General features: G+C 67.6%; 22 protein-coding genes. 3 read left to right on the forward strand and 19 right to left on the reverse strand.

Translation table 11 applies throughout. The features are described from left to right. Positions 1-34: 34 nt before the first annotated feature. Both N5J29_RS16965 and N5J29_RS16970 read right to left on the reverse strand, forming a co-directional pair. Positions 35-385, reverse strand: coding sequence for a DUF1304 domain-containing protein (locus tag N5J29_RS16965; RefSeq protein WP_053520264.1), 351 nt, complete (start codon positions 383-385; stop codon positions 35-37). Positions 386-460: 75 nt separating this feature from the next. Then, positions 461-1,789, reverse strand: a complete 1,329-nt coding sequence (locus N5J29_RS16970; RefSeq protein WP_053520263.1) for an MFS transporter — start codon at positions 1,787-1,789, stop codon at positions 461-463. Positions 1,790-2,073: 284 nt separating this feature from the next. Here N5J29_RS16970 and N5J29_RS16975 point away from each other — a divergent pair, with 284 nt between their 5' ends. Next, positions 2,074-3,474, forward strand: a complete 1,401-nt coding sequence (locus N5J29_RS16975) for a serine hydrolase domain-containing protein (protein ID WP_065174793.1) — start codon at positions 2,074-2,076, stop codon at positions 3,472-3,474. Positions 3,475-3,614: 140 nt separating this feature from the next. Here N5J29_RS16975 and N5J29_RS16980 read toward each other — a convergent pair whose 3' ends face one another. The 10 genes from N5J29_RS16980 to nudE all read right to left on the reverse strand — a co-directional run bounded on the left by N5J29_RS16980 (position 3,615) and on the right by nudE (position 10,965). After that, positions 3,615-4,115 carry a histone gene (locus N5J29_RS16980; protein WP_065174792.1) on the reverse strand — a complete coding sequence of 167 codons (501 nt, stop codon included), beginning with the start codon at positions 4,113-4,115 and terminating at the stop codon, positions 3,615-3,617. A 774-nt stretch (positions 4,116-4,889) separates the two neighbouring features. Continuing rightward, positions 4,890-5,285, reverse strand: a complete 396-nt coding sequence (gene gcvH, locus N5J29_RS16985; RefSeq protein ID WP_053520260.1) for a glycine cleavage system protein GcvH — start codon at positions 5,283-5,285, stop codon at positions 4,890-4,892. Between the two features lie 93 nt (positions 5,286-5,378). After that, positions 5,379-6,491 carry a glycine cleavage system aminomethyltransferase GcvT gene (gene gcvT / locus N5J29_RS16990; RefSeq protein WP_053520259.1) on the reverse strand — a complete coding sequence of 371 codons (1,113 nt, stop codon included), beginning with the start codon at positions 6,489-6,491 and terminating at the stop codon, positions 5,379-5,381. Positions 6,492-6,593: 102 nt separating this feature from the next. Further along, positions 6,594-7,028 (reverse strand): NfeD family protein, encoded by a 435-nt coding sequence (locus tag N5J29_RS16995; RefSeq protein WP_053520258.1) that lies wholly within the window; start codon positions 7,026-7,028, stop codon positions 6,594-6,596. Between the two features lies 1 nt (position 7,029). Continuing rightward, positions 7,030-7,989, reverse strand: coding sequence for an SPFH domain-containing protein (locus tag N5J29_RS17000; RefSeq protein WP_053520257.1), 960 nt, complete (start codon positions 7,987-7,989; stop codon positions 7,030-7,032). 66 nt (positions 7,990-8,055) lie between these two features. Then, a complete protein-coding gene (locus N5J29_RS17005) occupies positions 8,056-8,358 on the reverse strand; it encodes a DUF962 domain-containing protein (protein WP_065182616.1) in 303 nt (100 codons plus the stop codon). A 68-nt stretch (positions 8,359-8,426) separates the two neighbouring features. Beyond that, a complete protein-coding gene (locus N5J29_RS17010; protein ID WP_065182615.1) occupies positions 8,427-8,753 on the reverse strand; it encodes a YnfA family protein in 327 nt (108 codons plus the stop codon). After that, complete coding sequence (gene mazG / locus N5J29_RS17015) at positions 8,750-9,589, reverse strand: nucleoside triphosphate pyrophosphohydrolase (RefSeq protein WP_053520254.1); 840 nt, start codon at positions 9,587-9,589, stop codon at positions 8,750-8,752. Before mazG ends, N5J29_RS17010 begins: the two co-directional genes overlap by 4 nt. 12 nt (positions 9,590-9,601) lie before the next feature. Beyond that, positions 9,602-10,405: a 3'(2'),5'-bisphosphate nucleotidase CysQ gene (gene cysQ, locus N5J29_RS17020; RefSeq protein ID WP_164152981.1), complete on the reverse strand. Its 804-nt coding sequence runs from the start codon at positions 10,403-10,405 to the stop codon at positions 9,602-9,604. Then, positions 10,402-10,965: an ADP compounds hydrolase NudE gene (gene nudE, locus N5J29_RS17025; RefSeq protein ID WP_053520252.1), complete on the reverse strand. Its 564-nt coding sequence runs from the start codon at positions 10,963-10,965 to the stop codon at positions 10,402-10,404. Before nudE ends, cysQ begins: the two co-directional genes overlap by 4 nt. Positions 10,966-11,042: 77 nt before the next feature. Here nudE and bioA point away from each other — a divergent pair, with 77 nt between their 5' ends. Together bioA and N5J29_RS17035 are read left to right on the forward strand one after the other, a co-directional pair. Continuing rightward, complete coding sequence (gene bioA / locus N5J29_RS17030; protein ID WP_065174790.1) at positions 11,043-12,434, forward strand: adenosylmethionine--8-amino-7-oxononanoate transaminase; 1,392 nt, start codon at positions 11,043-11,045, stop codon at positions 12,432-12,434. Continuing rightward, the gene (locus tag N5J29_RS17035) at positions 12,425-13,162 is read left to right on the forward strand and encodes a 16S rRNA (uracil(1498)-N(3))-methyltransferase (RefSeq protein WP_111186719.1); all 738 of its coding nucleotides are present in this window, start codon (positions 12,425-12,427) and stop codon (positions 13,160-13,162) included. Before bioA ends, N5J29_RS17035 begins: the two co-directional genes overlap by 10 nt. Before the next feature lie 69 nt (positions 13,163-13,231). Here N5J29_RS17035 and N5J29_RS17040 read toward each other — a convergent pair whose 3' ends face one another. The 7 genes from N5J29_RS17040 to pilG form a co-directional block, all read right to left on the reverse strand. Then, positions 13,232-13,696, reverse strand: a complete 465-nt coding sequence (locus N5J29_RS17040) for a chemotaxis protein CheW (RefSeq protein ID WP_053518915.1) — start codon at positions 13,694-13,696, stop codon at positions 13,232-13,234. Further along, positions 13,693-15,009, reverse strand: a complete 1,317-nt coding sequence (locus N5J29_RS17045) for a chemotaxis protein CheB (protein WP_164152982.1) — start codon at positions 15,007-15,009, stop codon at positions 13,693-13,695. The genes N5J29_RS17040 and N5J29_RS17045 overlap by 4 nt, the downstream gene beginning before the upstream one ends. Then, positions 14,996-21,523, reverse strand: coding sequence for an Hpt domain-containing protein (locus tag N5J29_RS17050; RefSeq protein WP_164152983.1), 6,528 nt, complete (start codon positions 21,521-21,523; stop codon positions 14,996-14,998). The genes N5J29_RS17045 and N5J29_RS17050 overlap by 14 nt, the downstream gene beginning before the upstream one ends. Before the next feature lie 100 nt (positions 21,524-21,623). After that, positions 21,624-23,660: a methyl-accepting chemotaxis protein gene (locus N5J29_RS17055; RefSeq protein ID WP_053518921.1), complete on the reverse strand. Its 2,037-nt coding sequence runs from the start codon at positions 23,658-23,660 to the stop codon at positions 21,624-21,626. A 41-nt stretch (positions 23,661-23,701) separates the two neighbouring features. Then, complete coding sequence (locus N5J29_RS17060; protein WP_053518924.1) at positions 23,702-24,232, reverse strand: chemotaxis protein CheW; 531 nt, start codon at positions 24,230-24,232, stop codon at positions 23,702-23,704. Further along, the gene (locus tag N5J29_RS17065; protein ID WP_053518925.1) at positions 24,232-24,594 is read right to left on the reverse strand and encodes a response regulator; all 363 of its coding nucleotides are present in this window, start codon (positions 24,592-24,594) and stop codon (positions 24,232-24,234) included. The genes N5J29_RS17060 and N5J29_RS17065 overlap by 1 nt, the downstream gene beginning before the upstream one ends. 17 nt (positions 24,595-24,611) lie before the next feature. Beyond that, positions 24,612-25,013 carry a twitching motility response regulator PilG gene (pilG, locus tag N5J29_RS17070; protein WP_005418455.1) on the reverse strand — a complete coding sequence of 134 codons (402 nt, stop codon included), beginning with the start codon at positions 25,011-25,013 and terminating at the stop codon, positions 24,612-24,614. Between the last annotated feature and the right edge of the window lie 219 nt (positions 25,014-25,232).

Below are 25,232 nucleotides of genomic sequence, written 5' to 3' on the forward strand. Positions count from 1 at the left end.
CCAACCCACGAGGGGCTGCGCCGTTGGCCGGAACTCACACCAGCGCGCGCAGCACCAGCGCCAGGATCGCCGGCAGCGCCTGGATCATGAAGATCCGGCGGCTCACGCTGTACGCGCCATAGCACCCCGCCACGACCACGCAGGCCAGCGAGAACGTCACCAGCACCGGCTGTGCCATCACCAGCCCCGCCACGATGCCGGCCGCCAGGAAGCCGTTGTACAGCCCCTGGTTGGCTGCCAGCACCTGTGTGGTCTGCGCCTTCTCCGGCGTGTTGCGGAACGTTTTCAGCCCCAGTGGCCGCGTCCACAGGAACATCTCCAGCACCAGGAAGTAGACGTGCAGCAGGGCGACCAGCAGAGTCAGGGCGAGTGCGATCCAGTACATGGGCGGTTCCTTGAACAGGGATGGAGAATGGGGTCAGATCCCTTTCCTGCCGGAAAAGGATCCGACCCCGGAAAATCAGCGGTCGCGGGGCAGCTTCTTCTCTTCGCGCAGCACGCCGAACGCGGCCAGCGTCATGAACGCGGCCACCGCAACGCCTCCGATGAACACCACGTGCGAACCGAACAATGCCAGTCCCTTGTGCACCCAGGTGAAGCTCAGGTCGGCCCCACGATAGACCACCGTGTCGATGGCCGCACCGGCCTTGTAGCGCCATTGCCGGTCGACACGGGTATAGATCGTCTCGCGTGCCGGCTTGGCCAGGGCGAACTCGCTGGCCCGGGTCATCACCTGCACCACCGCCACCATCAGCGGCATCGGCGACGCCGCCAGCACCGAGAAGCCGATCAGGATCGCGAAGCCGGGAATCAACAGCGCCGGAGCGATGCCGTGGCGCGACAGCAGCCAGCGGGTCAGGCCCAGCTGCATCAGCAGGGCCAGCGCGTTCACCGCCAGATCGATGCGCGAGAAAAATGCGGTGCTCGCCGCAGGGTCGGTGAACGACGCGCGCACGATGCTGGCCTGCTGGTTGTACAGCAGCGTTCCCACGCCGACGCCGAACACCACCATGATGGCCAGCCAGCGCAGCAGGGGCTCGCGCGCGATCAGCTTCAGGCCATCAAGCACGCTGCCGCCCATCGGCTGCTCGCCGGAGACCAGTTGCTGCTCGCGTTCACGCAGCACCGCCCAGTGCCGCAGGCGCCAGATGCACAGCAGGCACACGATCAGGAAGCCGGCCGAGACCAGCATCAGGTTGGCGATACCCACCCGCTGCACCAGCGCACTGGTGATGATCGGGCCGAGGAACGCGCCGAGCGTGCCGGCCGCGCCGATGTAGCCGTAGTACGCACGGGCCTGCACGTTGGAGAACACATCCGCCATGAAGCTCCAGAACACGGCGACGGCGAACAGGTTGAACACCATGACCCAGAAGAAGAAGGCCATGCCCCGCCCCGGCACGCCACTGTCGAACAGTGCGTAGAAGCCCAGCAGGGTCGCGATGAAGAAGCCATACACGGCCGGCAGGAATACCCGCCGCGGAAAGCGGCTGACCAGCCAGCCATAGACCGGCTGCAGCACCAGCATGATCACGAACACGCAGGAAAACAGGAACTGCAGGACGAAATCCTTCAGTGCGATGCCGTGGCTGGCGAACCAGGCGATCAGCACCGGCGGGAACACCGTCTCCAGGTCGGCCGAGGCCGCCATCGCCTCGCGTACCGGTCGCAGCACGTAGTAGCCGCTCAGCAGGCAGAAGAAGTAGAGGAACGACCACCACAGTGCCGGGGACTCGCGCAGCGCTGCCAGCAGCCCGCGCAACGGCCTCCCGTCCTGCACCGAACTCATGCGGCGCCCCACGCCAGCAGGCAGCGGTTGGACAGCGGCATGGCAGGCTCCGGGGGGCGGCAAAGCGCGTACGTTAGCCAATGCACTGCAACATCGCCAGCGCGGCACGCAGGTGGCACCGCAGGGGACTCGCACGGGCGACCGCCGACACGTTCGGATACACAATCCGGCAGCGTCAAAATTCCAACTTTTTCAACGAGATGCGCATTCATCTTCGCTTTGTTTGTGCACAGGCGAAAAGCGGCGCTAGAATCGCCATCAGCAGTCGCGCACGGGTCCAACCGATGAAAAAGAACAGCCTGCGTCGTCCGATCCGTTCGGCGGCCACCGGTTTGCTGGGCATGCTGATGCCCGTTGCCTTGTCCACCACCGCGCAGACCCCGCCGGCCTTGCCGCCGATGCCGGCCAACATCGAGACCGCGGCCGCGCCGGCCGTCGCTCATACCCAGCCGGCCGCTTACCGTACCGGCCTGATGCCGCAGGTGCAGCCACCCGCCCCCGGCTTCAACGTTGCCAACATCGAATCGATGGCGCAGCAGCTCACCTATGGCGAGCGCGTGCCGGGCATGGCGGTGGCGATCGTGCAGGGTGGACGCGTGCTGAGTGCGCGCGGTTACGGCGTCACCGACGTCAACAATCCGCTGCCGGTCGATGCCCATACCGTGTTCCGGCTGGCCTCGCTGTCCAAGGCCTTCGCCGGCACCATGGCCGGCCTGCTGGTCAATGACGGAACGCTGCGCTGGGACAGCAAGGTCACCGACTATGTGCCCGGCTTCCGCCTCAACTCGCCGGAAGCCACCGAGCGTCTGACCGTCGCCGACGTGCTCAGCCACCGCGTCGGCCTGCCCTACAACGCCTACGACCGTGACATCGAAGGCAACGCCGAGTACTACGCACTGACCCAGAAGCTGGCCAACACCAGCCTCAAGTGCCTGCCAGGCGACTGCTACGCCTACCAGAACGTGGCCTTCAGCCTGATCGGCGACGTCGTCTACGCCGCCTCCGGCAGCTTCTACGAGCAGGCGGTCGAGCGCCGCATCTTCAAGCCGCTGGGCATGAACGATGCCAGCCTCGGCCTGGCCGGCATCCAGGCCAGTTCGCGGTGGGCACGTCCGCATGTGCGCAGCCGTAATGGCTGGGTGTCGCTGACGCCGAAACCGACCTACTACCGGGTCGCGCCGGCGGCCGGCGTCAACGCCAGTGCCAGCGACATGGCACAGTGGCTGCTGGCCCACACCGGTCATCGCCCCGACGTGCTGCCGGCACCGCTGCTGGCCACCCTGCATTCGAGCCTGATCAACACGCCGGGCGAAATGCGGTCGGGCTGGCGCCGCGAGCGTCTGCATTCGGCCGGCTACGCGCTCGGCTGGCGCACCTTCGATTACGCCGGTCATGACGTGGTGTTCCACGCCGGCGCCGTGCAGGGCTACCGTGGCCTTGTCGCTCTGGTCCCGGAGCGTGATCTCGGCATCGCGATCATGTGGAACGGCGAAAGTGGCCTGCCCAGCGGCCTGCTGCCGACCGTGCTCGACTCCGCGCTTGGCCTTCCCTCGCAACGCTGGCTGGACGTGGATACCGACTTCGGCAGCGACAACCTGATGGCCGAGGGCGCAAGCCCGGCGCAGCAGGACAAGCGCAAGGGCAAGGGTGCATCCAGCAACCGCGCGGTCGCCTCGCCGCGCTGAACCGGCACTCCCTGGCATCACCGGAAGGGCGGCCCATCGGTCGCCCTTTTTTCTTGCGGGCTGCAGGCAGGGGATAAAAAAACCCCCTCCTCGCTGGGCAGCCGAGGAAGGGGTTTCAGGGTACGGCTATCGGGAAGTACTTAGATCAGCGGCGCCGGAGTTGCCGGCAGAGCGACCGGAGCGGCCTTCTTCTTGCGGGCGGCCGGCTTGCGCTTGGCGACCTTCTTCGCTGCCTTCTTCGGGGCAGCCTTCTTGGTCGCCTTCTTGGCCGCCTTCTTCGCAACCTTCTTTACGGCCTTCTTGGTCGCCTTCTTGGCGACCTTCTTGGCCGGCTTGCGGGCAGTGGTCTTCTTGGCGGCCTTCTTTGCAGTCTTCTTCGCTGCCTTCTTGGCGACCTTCTTCACTGCCTTCTTCGCGGTCTTCTTCGCCGGCTTCTTGGCTACCTTCTTTGCCGCCTTCTTCACTGCCTTCTTCGCAGTGGTCTTCTTGGCGACCTTCTTCGCAGCCTTCTTCACCGCCTTCTTGGCGGTCGCCTTCTTTGCGACCTTCTTCACTGCCTTCTTGGCAGCGGCCTTCTTAGCGACCTTCTTCACCGCCTTCTTGGCGGCGGGCTTTTTCTTCGCAGCTTTCTTGGTTGCCATGGGATGGCTCCTCGTCAGTGATAGGGAGTTGAAACGCCCAGGTGGATCAAACCCGCGGATGCTGCGTGCGGGGACCGCCGGCGCGTCAGGCGCGCCGTTACGGATGCGGCAATGCCTGCCTCGATCGGCGGAGCAGGCATCGGAACGGGAGTTGCCTTGCATTTCTCCGGGGGAAGCGGGGCCATGTCCACCGTCTTGGGGATCGCGGTGGCTTTCGAGGGGCTGCTTCGCATCGGACGATTGATTCTGCGCACTCGGTTGGGCAGGCAAGGTCTGCTGAGGCGAAACCTAATCACGCTTTTTTTTACTGTCAACAACCCCCGCGAAAAATTTTCACATTGGCGCCGTCCCGGACACCGTCTCCAGCGTCCTCGTTTCGCTTCCGCAGACACCGCTGGCGTGCGCAACACGACCGCCACGCGCGCCACTGCGTGCGTGCGCGCTCAAGAAAAAACACTTGAAATAAGCACTCTGCGTAGATGCGTGCCATTCCTGCGCCACCTCGCGCGCGCACCCGGGCTACGTATCGCAGCGGCCTGCCGCGCCACCACAACGGGGCCGCAACGAGGCAGGAAAAGTTTTCACATTCGAACGCGCCGGCGCGGGGTGGAAACGCGGATTTGCGCAAAACTGCGCGCGTCCGAAGACACCCTTCCGAAGCGCCTGATGCCGCGTCGTGGGTGTGCAGCGAACCGGGCGTCATGAGTCCGGCGCGGTCGCCGGAACGAAAACGGCCACCCGAAGGTGGCCGTTTTCAAACCAGGAAACAACGACTCAGTGGTCGTCGTTCTCCAGGACTTCGGCGTAAGCGTCCGGGTCCAGCAGCTCGTTGATCTCTTCGGCGTTGGACAGTTCGACCACGAACATCCAGCCCTCGCCGTAGGCATCTTCGTTGATGGTTTCCGGCTTGTCGGACAGCGCCGAGTTGACCTCGACGACCTTGCCGCTGATCGGGCTGTAGACGTCCGAGGCCGCCTTCACCGACTCGACGACAGCGATCTGCTCACCAGCCTTGGCGTCGGCGCCGACCTCCGGCAGTTCGACGTAGACCAGGTCACCCAGCAGGCCCTGGGCGTGGTCGGAAATACCGACGGTAACGCGGCCATTGCCTTCGACACGGGCCCACTCGTGGGACTTGAGGAACTTGAGGTCGCCGGGGATCTCGCTCATGGGACTGCTCCAGGATTTGCAGGGGGTGGAAAAAACGGGGCTAGTGTAACCAACCGGCCGCCACTGCTGTCAGTGACGTCCGGCACGTTCGGATCAGGCGTCGGCGAGCACGCCGGGCTGGGCCTGGCCTTCGCGCACGAAGGGGAACTTGACCACGCGCACCGGCACCTGCCGGCCACGGATATCGACCGTGACCTGGCCGAGGTCACCTGCCGGCACGCGGGCAAAGGCGATGCCCTTGGCCAGCGTCGGCGAGAAGGTGCCGGACAGGATTTCGCCCTGGCCGCCGGCCGTGGTGACTACCTGGCCGTGGCGCAGGACACCCTTCTCGTCCATCACCAGGCCGATCATCTGCCGCGCATTGCCGGCGGCCTTCTGCGCTTCCAGCACGTCGCGACCGATGAAGTCACGGCCTTCGTCCAGCGACACCGTCCAGGCCAGTGCGGCTTCGTACGGGCTGATGGCTTCGTCCATGTCCTGGCCGTACAGATTCATGCCGGCCTCCAGGCGCAGGGTGTCGCGGGCACCGAGGCCCGCCGGCTTCACGCCTGCAGACAGCAGGCGGTTCCAGAACCCGACCACGGCCTCCTGCGGCAGCAGGATCTCGAAACCGTCCTCACCGGTGTAACCGGTACGGGCAACGAACAGTTCGACGCCCTCATCGGACCGCACCTGCAGCGCGGCGAAGCGGCCGAGCTTGCCCAGCGCCTCGCGGTCGGCGGCGCCGACCAGACCAATGACGAGCTCGCGCGCCTGCGGCCCCTGTACGGCGAGGATGGCCAGGTCAGGACGCTGTTCAACGGACACGTTGAACGGAGCGGCCTGCGTACGCAGCCAGGCCAGATCCTTCTCGCGGGTGGAGGCGTTGACCACCATGCGGAAGAAGTCCTCGCCCAGGTAATAGACGATGAGGTCATCGATGACGCCGCCTTCGGCATTGAGCATGCACGAGTACAGCGCCTTGCCCGGCACCTTCAGCTTGTCGATGGAATTGGCCAGCAGGCGGCGCAGGAACGGCTTGACCTGCTCGCCGCGCAGGTCCACCACGGTCATGTGGCTGACGTCGAACACGCCGGCCTCGCGACGCACCAGATGGTGCTCGTCCAGCTGCGAGCCGTAGTGGATGGGCATGTCCCAACCCCCGAAATCGACCATCTTGGCGCCGAGGGCGCGGTGGGTATCGTTGAGCAGCGTCTTCTGGGTCATGACCGTTCCGGCAGCAGAGGAAACAAGAACCCCCATTATCCCAGATCGATCGCCCACGGGCGTGCCGCACCGCAGCGGTTCCCGCACGTACCGCCCGCAGGCTCAGCTGGCCGCTTCAACCACCAGCGTGCTGCCCTGCACCGCGACCACCCGCACCCGTGCCCCGGCCGGCAGTTCCGGACCGCTGACCTGCCAGTACGCATCGTCGATGCTGACCCGACCCTGCCCGTCCGTGATGCCCTGCTGCAATGGCACCACCCGACCGATCAGCTGCTCGGCGCGGCGGTTCAGCAACGGCTTGTCGCTGGCGCGTGCCCGCGACCTGCCCCAGCGCCGGTAGCACTGGATCGAAAGCACGCTCAGCACGACGAAGGCGACCACCTGCCACAGCAGCGGGATGCCGGCAAAGATCGCCACCAGCACGAACACCGCTGCAGCGCCGATGCCGATCCACAGCATGAACGCGCCGGGCAGCAGAGCCTCCGCAGCGAACAGGAGCAGGGCCAGCGCCCCCCAGGCGACGACGTCCCAGCGCATGTCAGCCTCCGATCGGCGGCGGTCGCTTGCCGGCCGCCTTGTTGTCCTGGCTCGCCAGCGCCTGCTTGGCCAGCTCGGCCACGCCGGCGATGGAGCCGATCACCCCACTGGCCTCCATCGGCATCAGCACCAGCTTCTGGTTCGGCGAGCTGGCCAGTTCCTTGAACGCTTCCACGTACTTCTGGGCGACGAAGTAGTTGATCGCCTGCACATCGCCCTCGGCGATCGCCGCCGACACCACCTTGGTCGCCATCGCTTCGGCTTCCGCCAGGCGCTCGCGTGCCTCCGCATCGCGGAACGCTGCCTCGCGCCGTCCTTCCGCCTCCAGCACCGTGGCCTGCTTCTCGCCATCGGCGCGCAGGATCTCCGACTGCCGCGAGCCTTCCGCCTCCAGGATCTGCGCACGCTTCTCGCGCTCGGCCTTCATCTGCCGCGCCATCGCGTCGAGCAGATCGCGGGGCGGCTGGATGTCGCGGATCTCGATGCGGTTCACCTTCACTCCCCACGGGTTGGTGGCATGGTCGACCACGCTGAGCAGCTGGGCATTGATCACCTCGCGCTGGCTCAGCGATTCGTCCAGGTCCATCGAGCCGATCACGGTACGGATGTTGGTCTGGACCAGAGCGATCATGGCCACTTCCAGGTTGGCCACCTCATAGGCGGCCTTGGCGGCGTCCAGCACCTGGAAGAACACCACCCCGTCGACGCGCACGGCGGCGTTGTCCTTGGTGATCACTTCCTGGCTGGGTACATCCAGCACCTGCTCCATCATGTTCACCTTGCGCCCCACGCCGTACACGATGGGGATCAGGAAGTGCAGGCCGGGGGTCATGGTGTGGGTGTAGCGGCCGAACCGCTCGACAGTCCATTCATATCCCTGCGGCACCATGCGCACGGCCTTGAACAGGATGACCACGGCCACGAAGGCCAGTACCACGGTAAAGAACATGGTCGGGAACATCAGGCTTTCCTTATCGGTAGACGTCCAACCCCGAGCATAGCGTGTGAATGCGGCGTGCACACGTTCTCACCACCGCACCCGCCCGCGCAGGATGTCGATGAACATCACCCAGTCGCCCAGGAACGAGTACAGCGGGTGGCGGAACGTGGCCGGGCGGTTCTTCTCGAAGAAGAAGTGCCCCACCCAAGCGAACCCGTACCCACAGGCCAATGCCGTCAACAGCAGCAGCGGCTGGCCGCGCAGGATCGCCGCAGCGACCAGCAGCAGTACGCCGCAGCTGCCGATGAAGTGCAGGCGCCGCGACACCGGATGGCGGTGCTCGCTGAGATAGAACGGATAGAAGTCACGGAAGCTGGAGAAACGGGACATGTGCGCACTCCCAACGCCACGATCCGCCCCATCATGCCCCTTTCCGGCGGGCCTGGCACTGCCGGCGGTCAGCCCGGCTGGCGCGGCCCGAACATGATCACCGCCATGCCCGCCAGGCACAGTGCAGCACCCAGCAGATCCCAGCGGCTGGGCCGGACGCCATCGACCAGCCACAGCCAGAACAGCGCGGTGCCGATGTACACGCCACCGTAGGCGGCATAGACGCGGCCACTGGCGGTCGGATGCAGGGTCAGCAGCCAGGCGAACAGGGCCAGACTGGCCGCCGCCGGCAGCAGCAGCCAGACGCTGCCTCCTTTGCGCAGCCACAGCCACGGCAGGTAGCAGCCGACGATCTCGGCCAGCGCGGTCAGCAGGAACAGGCCGAGTGTCTTCATTCCTTCTCGGCCGCCTTGGCGTGCTGCCAGAGCGCTTCCTGCGCGTCCAGGTCCAGCGAGGCGAGGGATGTGCCCTGTGCCTCGGCCTGTGCCTCCATGGCCCGGAAGCGACGCTCGAACTTGTGGTTCGCACCGCGCAGCGCGGCGCCCAGGTCGATGTCGGCGTGGCGGGCCAGGTTGGCGCAGACGAACAGCAGGTCGCCCAGTTCCTCCTGCAGCCGCGCCTTGTTGCCGGCGATGTCGCCGCGCTCGAACTCCTCGCGCAGTTCCTGCAGTTCCTCGGCTGCCTTGTCCAGGACCGGCAGCGGGCCCGGCCAGTCGAAGCCCACCTTGGCCGCGCGCGACTGCAGCTTCACCGCGCGTTGCCACTCCGGCAGGCCCCGCGAGATTCCAGCCAGGGCGGAATGGTCCTGTTCGCCCTTGGCTGCCCGCTCCGCGCGCTTGATCGCATCCCAGTTGCGCATGACCCCATCGGCATCATCGACGCTGACATCGGCGAAGACATGCGGATGGCGGCGCTGCATCTTGTCGCTGATCGCGCGGGCAACCTCTGCGAAAGCGAACGCCCCCTGCTCTTCGGCCATGCGAGCATGGAATACCACCTGCAGCAGCAGGTCGCCGAGCTCGTCGCAGAGATCATCGAGGTCGCCGCGATCGATCGCATCGGCGACTTCGTAGGCTTCCTCGATGGTGTACGGGGCAATGGTCGCAAAGTCCTGCTCCAGGTCCCACGGGCAGCCGCCCTGCGGATCACGCAGGCGGGCCATGATCGCCAGCAGGCGTTCCAGTTCGGTGCTGGCGGCACTGCCGGCGGTGGGGGTGTCGTGCGCGCTCATGCGGCCTCCAGGTCAGTCGGACAACCAGTCGCGCCACGGCAGGCTGGTATCGCCAAGGGCGATGAAATCGCCGTTCAACAGCGTCTCGCGGCGGTTGTAGCGGAAGGGCTTGCCGGTCGCCGCCGAGAGGACCGCGCCGCCCGCCGCGTGCAGCACGCACTGGCCGGCGGCGGTATCCCATTCGGAGGTCGGGCCGAGCCGCGGGTACACATCCAGGCCCGCCTCGGCAATGCGGCAGAACTTCAGCGACGAGCCCTGGGCGATGGTCTCGATGCGGCCCATGCGCGCCAGCAGCGCTTCGGTTTCCGGCGAGCGGTGGGAGCGGCTTGCCGCCACCCGCAGCGGAGCGGTCGCCGGGCTGCGCGTGCGCAGCACGGTGTCGTGCAGTCCCTGCCGGCGGTACCCCAGTTCGCCGCGCATGGCGTGCCACAGAATGCCGGTGACCGGCGCCAGCACGACGCCAAACGCCGGGGCACCCTGGTAGATCAGGGCGATGTTGACGCTGAATTCGCCGTTGCGCTTGACGAACTCGCGGGTACCGTCAAGCGGATCGACCAGCCAGTAGGCGCCCCAATGGCGGCGCAGTTCCCAGGGCACCTGGGCCGACTCTTCAGACAGGATGGGCAGATCCGGGGTCAGTTGCCGCAGACCCTGCTCGATGACCTGGTTGGCGGCCAGGTCAGCGGCGGTCACCGGACTGTTGTCGTCCTTGATCCGCACGTCGAATCCTTCGGCGTAGACCTGCATGATGGCCTGGCCGGCTTCCTGCGCGATGGCGATCGCGGTCTCGCGCAGATCCGTGGTCAGCTTGATCATCGGGCTCCCTGCAGCCACTGGCGGGCGATGAACAACGCCGCCAGCGAACGGCCCTCGGAAAAGTCCTCGCGCAGCATCAACCGGTCCAGCTCGGACAGCTTCCAGGGCACCACCTCCAGCTCCTCGGGCTCGTCCCCGATCAGCTTTTCCGGATACAGGTCGCGCGCCACCACCAGCCACGACTGGTGGCTCATGTACGTCGGCGCCAGCGTCATGGCGCGCAGCACATCGACCCGATGCGCGCCATAGCCGGCCTCTTCCTTCAGTTCGCGATCGGCGGCCTGCTCGGGGGTCTCGCCGGCATCGATCCGGCCCTTGACCAGGCCAAGCTCGTAGCGATGTACCCCGGCGGCGTATTCACGCACCAGCAGCACCGTCTCGTCGTCGAGCATGGGCACCACCACCACCGCACCGTGGCCACGACTGACCAGGCGCTCGAAGCGGCGGCGTTCACCATTGGAGAATTCCAGATCCAGATGCTGGCGCTGGAAGGGACCGTTCTCTTCATCGGTGATCCGATGGATGATCGGCAGGCGACGGCTGGCACGGTCATCGTTCATGCGGAATCTCCGCGGCGGCCGACGCGGGCGCCGGGGCCGATAGAATGTGCAGGCAGCAACATGTTCATGAGCCCGAAATGCTAGCAGACCCAACCCCCTCCCCGCTGGCCCTGCACTGGCGGCAACGCGACCTGCAGGTGCTGTGGCATCCGTGCACACAGATGCGCGAGCATCCCGACACCCTGCCGCTGGTGCCGATCGCGCGCGGCGAGGGTGCGTGGCTGATCGACCATGACGGCAACCGCTATCTGGATGCCGTCAGCAGCTGGTGGACGAATCTGTTCGGCCACGCCGAGCCCCGCATCGGCGGCGCCATCGCGGCCCAGGCCGGCCAGCTGGAACAGGTGATGCTGGCCGGCTTCAGCCATGAGCCGGCGATCACCCTGGCCGAACGCCTGCTGGCACTGGCCCCGCGGCAGGCCGGGCGCGATCCGCTGGCCAAGGTGTTCTACGCCGACAACGGCTCGGCCGGGGTGGAAGTGGCATTGAAAATGGCCTTCCATTACTTCCATAACCGCGGCGAGACCCGGCGTACGCGTTTCATCGCGCTGGAAAACGGCTACCACGGTGAAACGCTCGGTGCGCTGGCGCTGGGCGACATCCCACTGTACCGGCGGGTGTACGCGCCGTTGCTGGCCGAAGGGCTGTTCGCACCCTCGCCCGACGCCTACCTGGCCGAGCCAGGGCAGAGCGCCGCCGAGCGTGCGCGCCAGGCCGCCGATGGCCTGGCGACGCTGTTCGACCAGCACCCCGGTGAAGTATGCGCGGTGATCCTGGAACCCCGTCTGCAGTGCGCCGGTGGCATGCGCATGCATGATCCGGTGTATCTGCAGCGCGTGCGTGAGCTGTGCGACGCGCACGGTGCGTTCATGATCGCCGACGAGATCGCCACCGGCTTCGGTCGCACCGGCACGATGTTCGCCTGCGAGCAGGCCGGGGTGATGCCGGACCTGATGTGCCTGTCCAAGGGCCTGACCGGCGGGTTCCTGCCGCTGGCCGCGGTCCTGGCCACGCAGGCCCTGTACGACGCCTTTCTCGACGACTCCCGCGAGCGTGCGTTCCTGCACTCGCACAGCTATACCGGCAATCCGCTGGCGTGCGCTGCGGCGCTGGCGACGCTGGACATCTTCGGCAGCGACGATGTGATCGCGCGCAACCGCGGCACCGCATCGGTGATGGGCACCCTCGCGGCACCGTTTGCCGACCACCCGCATGTGGCCGATGTGCGCCAGGCCGGCATGGTGGTGGCATTCGAACTGTCGCGCGGCGGCGACAGGCGCACGCCCTTCGACCCCGGACTGCGGCTCGGCCTGCACGCGTACAAGGCAGCACTGAAGCGCGGCGTGGTCCTTCGCCCGCTGGGCGATGTGCTGTACTGGATGCCACCGTACTGCGTGGACGACGAACAACTGGATCTGCTGGCGCATACCACGCTGGCCGCCATCGACGAGGCGATTGCATGCGCGTGACCCGCTGTCCCATCGACCTGCCGCTGCACAGCGGCCAGACCGTGACCCTGCCCGAGGAGACCGCCAACCACCTGGTGCGGGTGATGCGCCTGCGCGAAGGCGATGGCTGCGTCCTGTTCAACGGCGATGGCCATGACTACGCTGCGACGCTGACCGTGGTCGGCAAGCGCGAAGTGCAGGCACGCATCGACAGCGTGCAGGCCATCGACATCGAATCGCCGCTGGCCATCACCCTGATGCAGGGCATCGCGCGCGGCGAAAAGATGGACCTGATCCTGCAGAAGGCCACCGAACTCGGCGTCAGCAGCATCCTGCCGGTGAACGCGGAACGCACCGAGGTGAAGCTGGACGCGGCCCGCGCGGAAAAGCGCGTGGCGCACTGGAACAACGTCGTGCAGTCGGCCTGTGGCCAGTCCGGGCGCGCGCGCATTCCACGGGTGGGTGCCCCGCTGTCGCTGGCGCAGGCGACCGCTGCACTGCCCGCCGATACGCTGCGGTTGACCCTGGACCCGATGGGTTCGCACCGGCTGTCGACATTGGCAGCGGCGCCCGCGGGCGGCATCGTGATCGCGATCGGTCCGGAGGGCGGCTGGTCGCCACGCGACCGCGAGCAGCTGGCCGCCGCCGGCTTCCAGGGCCTGCAGCTGGGCCCGCGCATCCTGCGCACGGAAACCGCCGGGCTGGCCGCGATCGCCGCGTTGCAGGCGCGGCTGGGTGATCTCGGTTAGGTCCACCGACAACCTGCACGCCAACGGCAGCGCCGGGCCATGCCCGGCGGCCTGTGTCCGGGGGCGGCCTCAGGCCGCCAGTGAAGCCAGCGCGCTTTCCAGTGCGTCCAGATTCGGCAGCAGCGCGCTCTGCTCACCCAGCAGTACGCGCATGTGCACGATCTGCGGCAGGGTCTCCTCCGACGCATCGGCCAGCAGGCCATCGCGCGGCACCGAGATCAACTGCGGGAAGTTCTGGGTCAGCAACGCGTAATACGGCCGCTGCTGATCGCCGCTGAGCGCCTTCAGTACCACCACCTTGTTGTGGACACCGGCTGCCTCGTCCCCCAGCCCCGAAAGCCGTGCGAATGACACCAGCGGCACCTGCCAGCCATGCCAGGCGATCTCGCCGACCAGCCAGCGGGGGGCGTCGGCCACCGGCTGCACCGGCACCCGCGACATCATTTCGGCCACCGTGGCATTGGGCAGCAGCACGCGTTCGTTGCCAGCCTGGATCAGGACACCACGGATTTCATCGTTGCTGGCGTAACTCATGGAGCTTCTCCGTTGTGGTCACCCTCGCCCCAGCGCGCGGCGATGATCTGCGCCAGTTCCTGCGGTTCGCCAGCGGCCATGCCGGCGGCGACCACGGCGGTGGCGGCGGCCGGGTCGTAGCATCCCTCCCCCACCTGCCCGGCCACCCACGCGCCCGCGGCAGCCAGGTCCAGTGCCGGCCCGACATGGCCCAGATCGGCACCGCTGAGCAGTACCAGTGCGGTGTACTGGGCCGGCAACGCGGCAATCGAGATGCCCTGCGCGTCGGTCAGGAAATGCAGACCGTCGCTGGCCGCGCGGACGCCGATGTCATCGGCCAGCACATGCACCTGCCCGGGCGTGGCGCGCTGGCCGGCTTCGGCCAGCTGCACCGGCAGCGGCGAGACACGCGCCATCTGCTTGACGAGATTGCCGTAGCGGCCCCCATCCAGGCGCATGTGCACCAGCACCGGCACCGCCAATGCCGAAGGCAGCGCGCCCAGCAGGCGACGCAACGCATCAGGGCCACCGATCCCGGCCAGCACCAGCAGCGCGCCCGCGCGTGCGCCGGGCGGGGCGGCCGCATCCAGGTCGACCAGGCTCAGGTGGTCGGTATCGAACGACGATGAGCGCGCCTCGACCTCCGCTGCGGCGTACGCCGGGGTGGCGGCATCGGCCGACTCGTCCACCAGCGACCACGCGGTGTGATCGAACGTCACCGACGGTGCCGCGGGGGGGTCTGTCCGTGCGACCGGCGCTTCCGGCGGTTCGGGCACGATCGGCTGCAGCGCGGCCAGAGCGTGTTCGAACGCGACCGGTTCATGCAGCTGCGCCGGCGGTGCGTACAGGCCATCGGCTGGCACGTCGTCGGCCCAGCGGTGTGCCTGTTGCAGGTGCGTCTGCAGCGCTGCCTCCTGCGGTGCAGGTGGCGGCGCAGGACGACCGGGCTCCAGCTGCAGGGCCGGTTCGTCCTCGGCGCCCGGCGGCAGCACCTGCTGGTGTCCATGCAGCTTGGCGGCCAGGTGACGCCCCCAGCGCTGCGCCTCCCAGCCGTTCCGGCGCGCGGCCAGCTCGGCTTCGTCGAACACCAGGGTCAGGCCGGGGGCCGACAGCACGGGCTCCAGGCGTTCCAGTGCGTCCTCGATCGCCGCTTCCAGTGCGATCACCACGAACTGCGGCCGCGCGTCATGCAGCGCCTGCGGTTCAAGGCCATTCGGGTCGTCTTCCAGCACGATCTGCACGTCGGCGTGCGCCAGTGCTTCGCGCAGGCGCTCACGCGCCGCGCCAGGCCGGGCCAGCAGGGCGACGGCCGGGTTGGCTTCACTCTCGGACACGGGCGATCCCCAGCAGGTCGTACACGTTACGCATCAGGTCCAGCTCCTGATAAGGCTTGCCCAGGTAGCGCTGGACGCCGATCTCGAAAGCGCGCTGCCGGTGCTTGTCGCCGCTGCGCGAGGTGATCATCACGATCGGAACGTCCCGGTAACGCGGGTCGGCGCGCATCGCGGTGGCCAGCTCGTAGCCGTCCATGCGCGGCATCTCGATATCCAGCAGCATCAGGTCGGGAACACGCTCCTCCAGCCGCTCCAGCGCCTCCACGCCATCGCGGGCGACGCTGACCTCGAAGTTGTGGCGCTCCAGGATGCGGCCGGTGACCTTGCGCATGGTCAGCGAGTCGTCGACCACCATCACCAGCGGCACCTGCCGTTCCTGACGCGGCGCGTTGACCAGCACCGGCGGCGTCGGGTTGGCCAGGTAACGACGCACCAGCGGTGCCACGTCCAGGATCACCACCACGCGGCCATCGCCGGTGATGGTGGCACCGTAGATGCCCGGCACCGATGCGATCTGCAGGCCGACCGGCTTGACCACGATTTCGCGGTTGCCCAGCACCTGGTCGATCGCCACGGCAGCTCGCAGGTCGCCGGCGCGGACCAGCAGCAGCGGCACCTGCGCCTGGCCCTCGGCACGTGCCGGTGCCTGGCCGACCAGGCTGCCCAGGTCGTACAGCGGATAGTCTTCGCCGCTGTAGCGATAGCTGCTGTCGGCGGCCTCGAAGCGCTCGCGCGAGAGGCGGCCGATACCGCTGACCGAAGCCACCGGCACGGCAAAGGTGGTTTCGCCGATCTGCACGAACACGGCCTGGGTAACGGCCAGCGTCTGCGGCAGGCGCAGGGTGAAACGCACGCCCTGGCCACGCACCGACTGGATATCGACCGAACCACCCAGCTGGCGCACTTCATTGCGCACCACGTCCATGCCCACGCCGCGGCCTGCCAGCTGGCTGACCTGGTCGGCGGTGGAGAAGCCCGATGCGAAGATCAGGTTGTCCAGTTCATGATCGGCAGGCTGCGCATCGGCGGCCAGCAGGCCACGGTCGATCGCGCGGCGACGGATCGCCTCCCGATCCAGGCCGGCGCCGTCATCGGCCACGTCCAGCACGATTTCCGAGCCTTCGCGATGCAGGCGGATGGCAATTTCGCCCTCTTCCGGCTTGCCGGCGGCACGGCGCTGCTCCGGCGCCTCCAGGCCATGGGCCACCGAGTTGCGCAGCATGTGCTCCAGTGGCGCGACCATGCGGTCGAGGACGTTGCGGTCCAGTTCGCCATGGGTGCCTTCCAGGGTCAGGTGGACCTGCTTGCCGGTGTCGATGCCGGCCTGGCGCACCACGCGGCGCAGACGCGGCACCAGGCCGTCGAACGGCACCATCCGCGCACGCATCAGGCCATCCTGCAGCTCCGAACTGACGCGCGACTGTTGCTGCAGCAAGGCATCGTACTGCCGCGAGAGATCGTCCAGCACGCCCTGCAGGCCGCCCAGGTCGGCGGCGGACTCGTTCAGCGCACGGCTGAGCTGCTGCAGGGTGGAGAAGCGGTCCAGTTCCAGCGGATCGAACTTCTGGTCGGCCTGGTCCTGCTCACGCTGGTAGCGGGCAACGATCTGCGCTTCGGTCTCCAGGTCGAGGCGACGCAGCTGGTCGCGCAGACGCGCGTTGGTACGTTCGAGCTCGCCCATCGCGCCGCGGAAGGCACCGAGCTGCTGCTCCAGGCGCGACCGGTAGATCGCCACCTCACCTGCGTGATTGACCAGCCGGTCGAGCAGATCTGCGCGGACGCGCACCTGCTCCTGCTGGGGACGTGCCAGCGGATCGTCCTCGACCGTGCTTTCGACCGGCAACGGCGCGGACAGCGGTGCATCGACCAGGGCAACGGTCGCGGGTACGACGGTGGTTTCAGTCTCCACCGGGCCAGCCGTGCCGACGGCGGCAGCCGCTGCCGGATCGGTGGCGGTACGTGCCTCGAAAGCATCGACCAGGTCCTGCGCCGGTTCCACCACACGATGCTCGCCGGTACGGGTCAGCAGCTGGTGCAGGCGATCGAAACCGCGCTCGAGCAGCTGCACGTCGCGGCGCTCGATCTCGGTGCGCCCCGCCGCGACCACCTCCAGCAGCGATTCGATGCTGTGGCCGAGGTCGCCGATGGCGTTGATGCCGGCCATGCGTGCGCCGCCCTTCAGCGTATGCAGGTCACGCTGCAGGCCGGCAAGCACTTCGCGGTCCTGCGGCGCATCGCGCAGCTCGCTGATCAGGCCATCGCAGTGATCAAGCAGGTCCTTGCCTTCTTCGACGAAGATGTCGACTAGCTCGCGGTCATACACGGTGAAGTCAAGCAGATCGGCAGGCTCCTCGCCCACCCTGCCTTCCGGTTCCGGTTCCGGCATCGGCTCGATCGGCTGGTGCGCCGGCACGTCATCTTCGGCAACCGGACCATCGACCGGCGTGGAACCGTCCGGTCCGGCAGCGCCGCTGCCCTGGCCCGGCGCGTCTTCCATCTCGAAGAACGGTGACGGCGGCGCGGCTGCCGGCTGCGGATCGACCGCAGGCTCTGCAAGGGACTCCCCGGCATTCACCGTCGCCGGGGACGGCGGGTCGGCGCTCTCTCCTTCACCGACCGCCGTCTCCCCGCCGACGTCCGCATCCTCGGCGAAGGCCTCTGCCTCGCCCGGCGCGAGTTCGCTGGCCTGCAGGCCGAGCACGGACCACTGCCCGTCGTCGGCCGGAGTCTGCTCTTCGTCGATCACATGCAGGCCGGCTTCGAGCGCAGCTTCCAATGTGACCGGTTCCGCAAAACCCGGCGCAGCCATGTCATCCTGCAGGCTCGACAGCGTGCTGTCGAGTGGCAGTGCAGCAGCGTCATCACTCGCATCGAACCCTTCCACGTCATCCCATGACGTATTCAGGTCGATCGTTTCTGTGAACGCGGCGGCGTCCGCCGCCTCATCCGCATCACGGTCGTCGACCGGCAGCGCGCTGGCGTCCAGGTACGGCGACAGGTCGTCCGCGCCTGTCAGCGCAGCGTCTTCGGCCAGCGCGGGGAGCGCATCGGCGACCACCGGCGACACGACCGCTGCGGATTCATCGGCAGCGGCAGCGACCGGTGGCAGCGTGGCTGCGGCCTCCTGTCCGGTACCGCCCAGCGACGGCCAACCGGCGTCGAAGTAGCGCGAAAGGTCATCACTGGCCGTGAGCTCGGCCATGTCCAGTCCGTCCTTCGCCGGATCGGCTGCGGGCACATCATGGGTGTCAGCAGGTGCACTGTCGATCCCGGCGTTGATTTCGGCGTCGATGTCGCTCTGCGCATCGGCAGGAAGCTGCGCGTCCACCTCGTGCGCAGGCTCTCCATCGGTCGCGAGCGCCTCTTCGTCATCCAGCCCCACCAGCGGCCAGCGCGCTTCCGGCAGTTCGCCGGCCAGGGCCTGCAGGCGCTGTACCAGCGCAGGCTGAGGCGCAATGCGCGGCTGCTCCGCCTGCAATGCTTCCATGGTCGCAGTAATGGCCTGCGCGGTCGCATCGAGCGCAGCAACACCGTCGTCGCCCGGCACCACATCGGCGGCCAGGGCCCGCTTGATATAGGATTCGGCGCCGCCCGTGACCGCCGTGATCTCCGGCACCTCGGTCATCGCGAAGGCGCCGTTCATGGTGTGCACGGCGCGCAGCAGCGCATCGCTCACCGGCTGTGGTGCCTGCTGCGCCGAGCGCAGCCACGCCTGCAGGGTTGCCTGGTGGACCTCCACCTCGGCTTCGAGGATCTCGCGCAGCACGCTGTCGATATTGGCCGGAGTCCCCTCGACCGCGGTCGCGTTCCCGGCGTCGGCTGTCGTCGCCACTTCCGCTTCGAGAATGCGGCTGATCTCGTCCTCGCCCTCTTCCGCCGCCGGCGCCTCCGGTGCGGGCGCCGCAGCCGGCAGCGGCACGTAGAACGTCTCTTCGCCGGCACCCACGCGATCGGCGACGGCCTGCATCGCCTGCAGATCGACACTGATGCGCTGGCCATGACGCAGTGCGTCGCTCAGCTGCGGCAAGGCGGCATGCGCGTGATCAACCATCGCCAGCACGGCCGGCGTGGCCGGACGGCTGCCGTCAAGCACACGGTTGAGCATGCCTTCGATCTTCCAAGCGAACTCGCCCAGCGTCCGCGCACCGACCAGGCGGCCGCTGCCCTTGAGGGTGTGGAAGATGCGGCGGATCGGCCGCAGCCGGTCCAGATTGTCCGGCTGCGCGTGCCATGCCGGCAGCAGCGTTCCGAGGTTGGCACGCTCGTCGTCGAACTCTTCCAGGAACACCTCGCGGATGTCCTCGTCGATGTTCTCCGCATCATCGTCGAAGCCGGCATCGAAGCCCGCTTCGGACGCAGCCGTGATCGCGACCGGCGCGTCGGCGGCCGATGGCATCGCCCGCGGGTTGAAGTCCTCCGCGGCGGCGCTCAGTTCAGCGAAGAACCGGGCATCGGCCTCGCTGAAATCGATCGGTGCGATGGTGTCGATCTCGATCAGGGCCACCGCCGGTGCTGCGTCTGCGGCAGGCGATGCGTCCGCGGCGAGCGTGATCGGATCCGTTGGCTCCGCATCAACGCTGTCCAGCACCGGATGCAGGTCTGCGTCGTCTTCCAGCACCAGCGTTTCCATCGCATGCAAGGACAGCACGTCGTCGGCGTTGTCCAGTGCATCGGCGTCGAAACGGAATACGACTTCATCAGCCGCCACATCCGCGGCGCCATGCTCGGCGGCCACCGGATCGAATACCGGCGCCGACGTAATGTCCGGTGTACCGGCGGACGCGAACGCCACCGTGTCGTCGCCGGAGACCGACGGTGCATCCGCCATGTCGTCCACCTGGGACAGCGTCCACTGCGGCACCTCGGCTGGTGCCGGATCGATCGTTTCGTCGCTGGCCAAGGCCGGCGCATGTGCATCATCCGCGTACCCGGCACCGACCTCCACAGCAGCCAGGTCCCATTGCGGCACGGCCGGGGCCGGTGCACTGGACGCGGCGAATACCAGCGAGCTACCGGCATCGGGCGTCGTCCCGGGTACCGCGACCGGTACCGACAACCCACCGAACATCAGCCCGTTGTCGGTCACTGGCGGTGCCAGCGGCGGATCGAAGACGAAGTCCGGCAGGGCGGCAGCCACACTGCCGGCGGCGGGCGCGGCCGTGCTCACATCGATGTCGACGTGGCCGGGCTGCAATGGCATCACCTGCAGGTCTACCGCCTCGCGCTCGACCGCTTGCACGCCCTGCGGCGCCTCGTCGATCGCGGCGCGCTCCGGCAGCGGCCAGTAGCGCAGCGCTTCCAGGCTGCTGCGGGTGATTTCCAGAATGTCCTCACGGCCCGGGCGACGATCACGCAGGGCTTCGAGGTAGTACTCCAGGCTGGCCATGGCGTCGGCGAGCGTATCCAGCTGGCGCCCGCTGGGCACACGCTGGCGACCGATCAGCTCGGCGTCGATGTACTGCTGCACGCCGCGCAGGTAGTCGGCGGCAGTCCCCAGGTCGAGCATCCGCAGTGCACCGGCGACGTCGCCGAGCAGGCGCGGCACGTCCTGCAGTTCCGCGTGGTTCCAGCTGGTTTCGATGAACGCGACAAAGTGCTCGCGGGCCGCAGCGAAATTGGCGATGGCCTCGTGTGCCAGCACCTCGACGGTACGGCGGTTTTCCACGGCGGCAGGGTCATCCTCGCCGCTGCCATCCGCACCCAGATGGGCAACCTGGTCATCCAGCGACGCATCGACGTAGAGCAGCGCGCCGGCGATGTCCAGCAACAGGTTCTCGTCGATCTGCTGGCGGCCCTCGACCACGCCGCGCAGTGCGTCGCGCTGCTGCACGACCACGCCGCGGGCCACGCCCAGGCCCATCATGCCCAGCGTATCGGCCACGGCCCCCAGTTCGTCGGCCTGCGTCTGCAGCTGTTCTGCTGCACCGCCGGTGCGCAGATGCAGGTCCAGCGCATCCTTGATGCGCAGCAGCTCTTCCTTCACCGCGCTGCCGACCGTATCGAGCAGTTCGCGGTTGCGCCCGCTCAGGCTGCCGCGCGCATGGTCGAGCTCGGCTTCGGTGGCGGTGACGCTGTCGGGAGCGAACGCGAACAGGACACTCTCGTTGATGCCGGCCGCACCGCGCGCGGCGCGGATGTCATTGAGCAGCGGCAGCAGCACGATCGGAATGTCGCGGTGGCCGTTCTGCAGGCGCTCCAGATAGTCGGGCAGCAACACGCTGCCGCGCATCAGCGTGGCGCAGGCCTCGTCGCGATCAGACGCCTGGCCGCTGCCGATCGCATTGGCCAGCTGCTCCAGCTCCTCGGCCACCATTGCCGGGGCGTACAGTTCGACCATGCGCAGGGTGCCCTGCACCTGGTGCAGGTGGCCGGCGCAGATACGCATGCGGCTGGCATCGGACGGATCCTCGGCGTAGTACTCGACCTCGTTGCGCACCTGGCGCAGGGTCTCGTCCAGCTCGGGCTTGACCCAACCCAGCGCTGCGTGGCTCATCGCATCGCGCAGAGTGCTCATTGACAGGCTCCGGTCGCCGCCGCGCGAAGGCCGCGCTGGATCTGGCGTGGGGAATGGAAATGCTTCATCGACGGGTTCCTTGCTCTTCGCCCTGCCCGCGTCACGCCGGCAGCTTGAAGTCGGCGACCGAACGACGCAGGTCGGCAGCCAGCTGCGCGAGGTGGCCGATCGACTCCGCGGTCTGTCCGGCACCCTGTGAGGTCTGGCCGGTGATCTGGCGGATCACGCCCATCGTGCGGGTGATGTCCGACGCGGCTGCGGACTGCTGCTGGGCCGCGATGGAGATGTTCTTGATGAGGGTGTTCAGTGCATTGGACACGCGCTCGATCTCGGTCAGTGCCGTGCCGGCGTCTTCGGCCAGACGTGCACCGGACACCACTTCAGCGGTGGTCTGCTCCATCGAGGTGACGGCCTCGTTGGTATCGGCCTGGATGGCCTGCACCAGGTTCTCGATACGGCGCGTGGCGCCCGATGTGCGCTCTGCCAGGCGCTGCACTTCGTCGGCCACAACCGCGAAACCGCGGCCCGCTTCGCCCGCCGACGCGGCCTGCACCGCTGCATTCAATGCCAGGATGTTGGTCTGTTCGGAAATGTCGTTGATCAGTTCCACGATCGAGCCGATCTCCTGCGACGACTCACCCAGGCGCTTGATGCGCTTGGAGGTTTCCTGGATCTGGTCGCGGATCTGGTCCATGCCCTGGATGGTCTCGCGGACCACGCCGGCACCCTCGGCGGCAATCACCACCGAGCGCTGTGCCACGTCGGCCGATTCGGCCGAGTTGCGCGAAACCTGCTCGATGCTCGCTGCGATTTCGCCGATGCGGTCCGAGGCCGAGGTGATCTGGTTGGCCTGGTGGCCGGCTGCTTCTGCCAGCTGCATGGCCGTCGCCTGGGTTTCCTGGGTGGACAGCGCGACCTTGGCCGAGGTGTCGTTGATGGTCGTCACCAGGTGGCGCAGCTCGTCGACGGCGTAGTTGATCGCGTCGGCGATGGCGCCGGTCATGTCCTCGGTCACCGACGCCTTGACGGTCAGGTCGCCCTCGCCCAGCGAGGAGATTTCGTCCAGCAGGCGCATGATTGCCTGCTGGTTGCGGCTGTTGAACTCCACCTGGGTCTGGTAGCGCAGCTCCTGCTCACGCGAGCGGCTGCGCACGTTGGTGGAGACGAATCCGATGATTGCGATCAGCGACAGCGCACCGGACGCTACACCGATCCAGAAGTTCGGGAACAGGCGGGTATCGGACACCGAGCCGAACGAAGAGAAGGCTTCGAACAGCTTGCGGCTGTCATCCAGCATGTGCGCCGAGCCCTGGCCCAGCGCGGTGGCCGCCGACTGCGCGGCGAACAGCTGGCGCGAGCTGGCCAGGATCGCATCGGCATCGGCCTTCATCGCCTGCCACTGGGTGTGCGACTGCTCCAGCGCGGCCACGGCGGCCGGGCCACGCACTGCGGTGATGCCCAGTTCCTCGTTGCCATTGCGCAGGCCGTCGAGCACCTGCGAGAACACGGTGATGTCACGCGCCAGTGCGTCGCCCGCGGCGGCCGCCGAAGAGCCGCCCGCACGCATTTCGGTGACCCGTCGGGCCATCGAGCCGGCCACCACGACCTGCTGCAGCGCGCTGTATACCTGCGCGGCCGGTGCACCCGAAGCCGACATCGCGCGCACCACCTCGTTCAGCTGCGCCTGCAGCCCCGGCACCGCGCCAGTGAAGTTGTTGGCATTGCCGGCCAGGGCCAGCACCGCCGGCTCGCTGGCGACCAGCTGCCCGGCCTGCTTGCCCAGCGGCGCCCAGGTTTCACCCAGCGTCGAGATCGCCCGCGACACGCCCGGTTCCTTGCCGTAGCGCCCCTGCAGCGTCGAGACATTCTGTTCGATCGCGTTGCGGGTGGCCTTGAAGGCAGTGAACGCCTGGGCATTGCCGCCCACCGCGTCACGCCCCTGGTTGGCCAACTGCTGCGACAGCACCTGCAGGTCCGCGGCCTTGGAACCGGCATCGGCCAGGCGGCTGCCCTGCCAGGTCGCCACGCCGGTATTGACGCCGAACAGGATCATCGATGCCAGCAGCAGGGCCAGCCAGAGGTTGCTGCCGCCCAGCCGAAGCTTGCCGGTCTTGGTGGCGTCCGAAGCAGTACTCATCGTTCAACCTCGATCTTCAGTGCAGGGGGCGATGCCCGGCCTCAGGCCGCGGCTTGCCGGAATTCAGGAGTGCGCGACAGCAGCGAGAGCGAGAACACGCCCCAGTCCTGGCCGTCAGCATGGAAACCGCGCTCGACGAAGTGCCCGTAACGACCCTCGGCCAGGCTGCCGGCCTCGATCTGCTGGTCGGCTTCGAAGCTGCGCTGGCCGAACAGTTCGTCGATGGTCAGTGCGACGTCACCGCCGGCCTGGCGCATGATCAGCACGCGCTGCCCTTCCTGCTGCACGGTGCGTGTGCCTTCCAGGAAGTACTTCAGGTCGACCACCGGGAACAGGTTGCCGCGCAGGTTGCCCACGCCCAGCAGCCAGGGCTGCGCGCAGGGCACGGGCGTGACCGGCGGCATCGGCACGATCTCCACCACTTCGCGGAAATCGGACACCAGCCGGCGCTGGCCGACGCGGTAGCCGACGCCTCGCCACAGGTCCTGGACGAATTGGCGGCCCGGCAGCTGCACCGCATGGGCCAGGCTGCGCCGTTCGTAGGCTTCGAGAATGTCGAAAGGCGAGCGCATCAGGCCACCAGTTCGTTGATCCGCGCGATCAGTTCATCCTCGCGCGGCGGCTTGACGATGTAGTCGGCCGCACCCTGGCGCAGCCCCCACGCCTTGTCGGTCTCCATCGCCTTGGTACTGACGATGATGACCGGGATGTGCCGGGTCGCGGCGTCGCGGGCCATCGCCCGGGTGGCCTGGAAACCGCTCATGCCCGGCAGGACCACGTCCATCAGCACCAGCTGCGGCACCTGGTCGCGGACAAGCTGCAGGCCATCCTCGGCGTTGTCCGCTTCCAGCACCTCGTGGCCGGCACGGCGCAGCCACTGGGTGAACACCGCGCGGTCGGTCGGTGAATCCTCGATCAGGACGATACGAGCCATTGTGCCTTTCCCCCTGGTCAGGCGTTGACGTATGTGCGGATGGCACCCAGCAGTTCTTCGCGCGTAAAAGGCTTGGTCAGGTACTGCTCCGACCCGACGATGCGCCCCCGCGCCTTGTCGAACAGGCCATCCTTGGACGACAGCATGATCACCGGGGTCGCCTTGAACAGCTGGTTTCCCTTGATCAGCGCGCAGGTCTGATAGCCATCCAGACGCGGCATCATGATGTCGACGAAGATGATCTGCGGTTGCTGGTCGGCAATCTTCGCCAGCGCTTCAAAGCCGTCGGTGGCGGTGACCACCTCGCAGCCTTCGCGCTTGAGCAGCGTTTCCGCAGTCCTGCGGATGGTCTTCGAATCATCGATGACCATCACCCGGAGTCCTGCGAGTTCCCCGCCCGCAGTCGTGTTTTCAGTCATTGCCTATCCCCAAGCGCACGGCCCGGTCTCAGGCGGGGGCCGCTACGAAAGCGTATCTATATCGCACTTTCCGCGCCCGCTTCAAGGCCGGCCCATCACGCGGGCCGTGCTACCGGGCTGAACGTGACGGGGTTCGCATACGGTGCGCGGCCCGGGGGACGGACGCAGCGTTGCATCGCCGCGGGGAGGCGCACGGCGGGCGTTGCCGCTACCATCAAC

Origin of the sequence: Stenotrophomonas sp. GD03680 (assembly GCF_029844625.1) — a bacterium.
GTDB classification, from domain to species: domain Bacteria; phylum Pseudomonadota; class Gammaproteobacteria; order Xanthomonadales; family Xanthomonadaceae; genus Stenotrophomonas; species Stenotrophomonas maltophilia_P.

Coding starts and splice junctions, on each gene's coding strand:
- N5J29_RS17060 (WP_053518924.1), bottom strand. CDS start 24,232: ATGCGCTCGCCTTTCGACATTCTCGAAGCCTACGAACGGCGCAGCCTG.
- bioA (WP_065174790.1), top strand. CDS start 11,043: ATGCTAGCAGACCCAACCCCCTCCCCGCTGGCCCTGCACTGGCGGCAA.
- cysQ (WP_164152981.1), bottom strand. CDS start 10,405: ATGATCAAGCTGACCACGGATCTGCGCGAGACCGCGATCGCCATCGCG.
- N5J29_RS17005 (WP_065182616.1), bottom strand. CDS start 8,358: ATGTCCCGTTTCTCCAGCTTCCGTGACTTCTATCCGTTCTATCTCAGC.
- N5J29_RS17055 (WP_053518921.1), bottom strand. CDS start 23,660: ATGAGTACTGCTTCGGACGCCACCAAGACCGGCAAGCTTCGGCTGGGC.
- N5J29_RS16995 (WP_053520258.1), bottom strand. CDS start 7,028: ATGCGCTGGGACGTCGTCGCCTGGGGGGCGCTGGCCCTGCTCCTGTTC.
- N5J29_RS16980 (WP_065174792.1), bottom strand. CDS start 4,115: ATGGCAACCAAGAAAGCTGCGAAGAAAAAGCCCGCCGCCAAGAAGGCG.
- N5J29_RS17050 (WP_164152983.1), bottom strand. CDS start 21,523: ATGAGCACTCTGCGCGATGCGATGAGCCACGCAGCGCTGGGTTGGGTC.
- pilG (WP_005418455.1), bottom strand. CDS start 25,013: ATGACTGAAAACACGACTGCGGGCGGGGAACTCGCAGGACTCCGGGTG.
- N5J29_RS17000 (WP_053520257.1), bottom strand. CDS start 7,989: ATGTTCCCGACCATGTTCTTTACCGTGGTACTGGCCTTCGTGGCCGTG.
- gcvT (WP_053520259.1), bottom strand. CDS start 6,491: ATGACCCAGAAGACGCTGCTCAACGATACCCACCGCGCCCTCGGCGCC.
- N5J29_RS16975 (WP_065174793.1), top strand. CDS start 2,074: ATGAAAAAGAACAGCCTGCGTCGTCCGATCCGTTCGGCGGCCACCGGT.
- mazG (WP_053520254.1), bottom strand. CDS start 9,589: ATGAGCGCGCACGACACCCCCACCGCCGGCAGTGCCGCCAGCACCGAA.
- N5J29_RS16965 (WP_053520264.1), bottom strand. CDS start 385: ATGTACTGGATCGCACTCGCCCTGACTCTGCTGGTCGCCCTGCTGCAC.
- N5J29_RS16970 (WP_053520263.1), bottom strand. CDS start 1,789: ATGAGTTCGGTGCAGGACGGGAGGCCGTTGCGCGGGCTGCTGGCAGCG.
- N5J29_RS17065 (WP_053518925.1), bottom strand. CDS start 24,594: ATGGCTCGTATCGTCCTGATCGAGGATTCACCGACCGACCGCGCGGTG.
- N5J29_RS17035 (WP_111186719.1), top strand. CDS start 12,425: ATGCGCGTGACCCGCTGTCCCATCGACCTGCCGCTGCACAGCGGCCAG.
- N5J29_RS17010 (WP_065182615.1), bottom strand. CDS start 8,753: ATGAAGACACTCGGCCTGTTCCTGCTGACCGCGCTGGCCGAGATCGTC.
- nudE (WP_053520252.1), bottom strand. CDS start 10,965: ATGAACGATGACCGTGCCAGCCGTCGCCTGCCGATCATCCATCGGATC.
- gcvH (WP_053520260.1), bottom strand. CDS start 5,285: ATGAGCGAGATCCCCGGCGACCTCAAGTTCCTCAAGTCCCACGAGTGG.
- N5J29_RS17040 (WP_053518915.1), bottom strand. CDS start 13,696: ATGAGTTACGCCAGCAACGATGAAATCCGTGGTGTCCTGATCCAGGCT.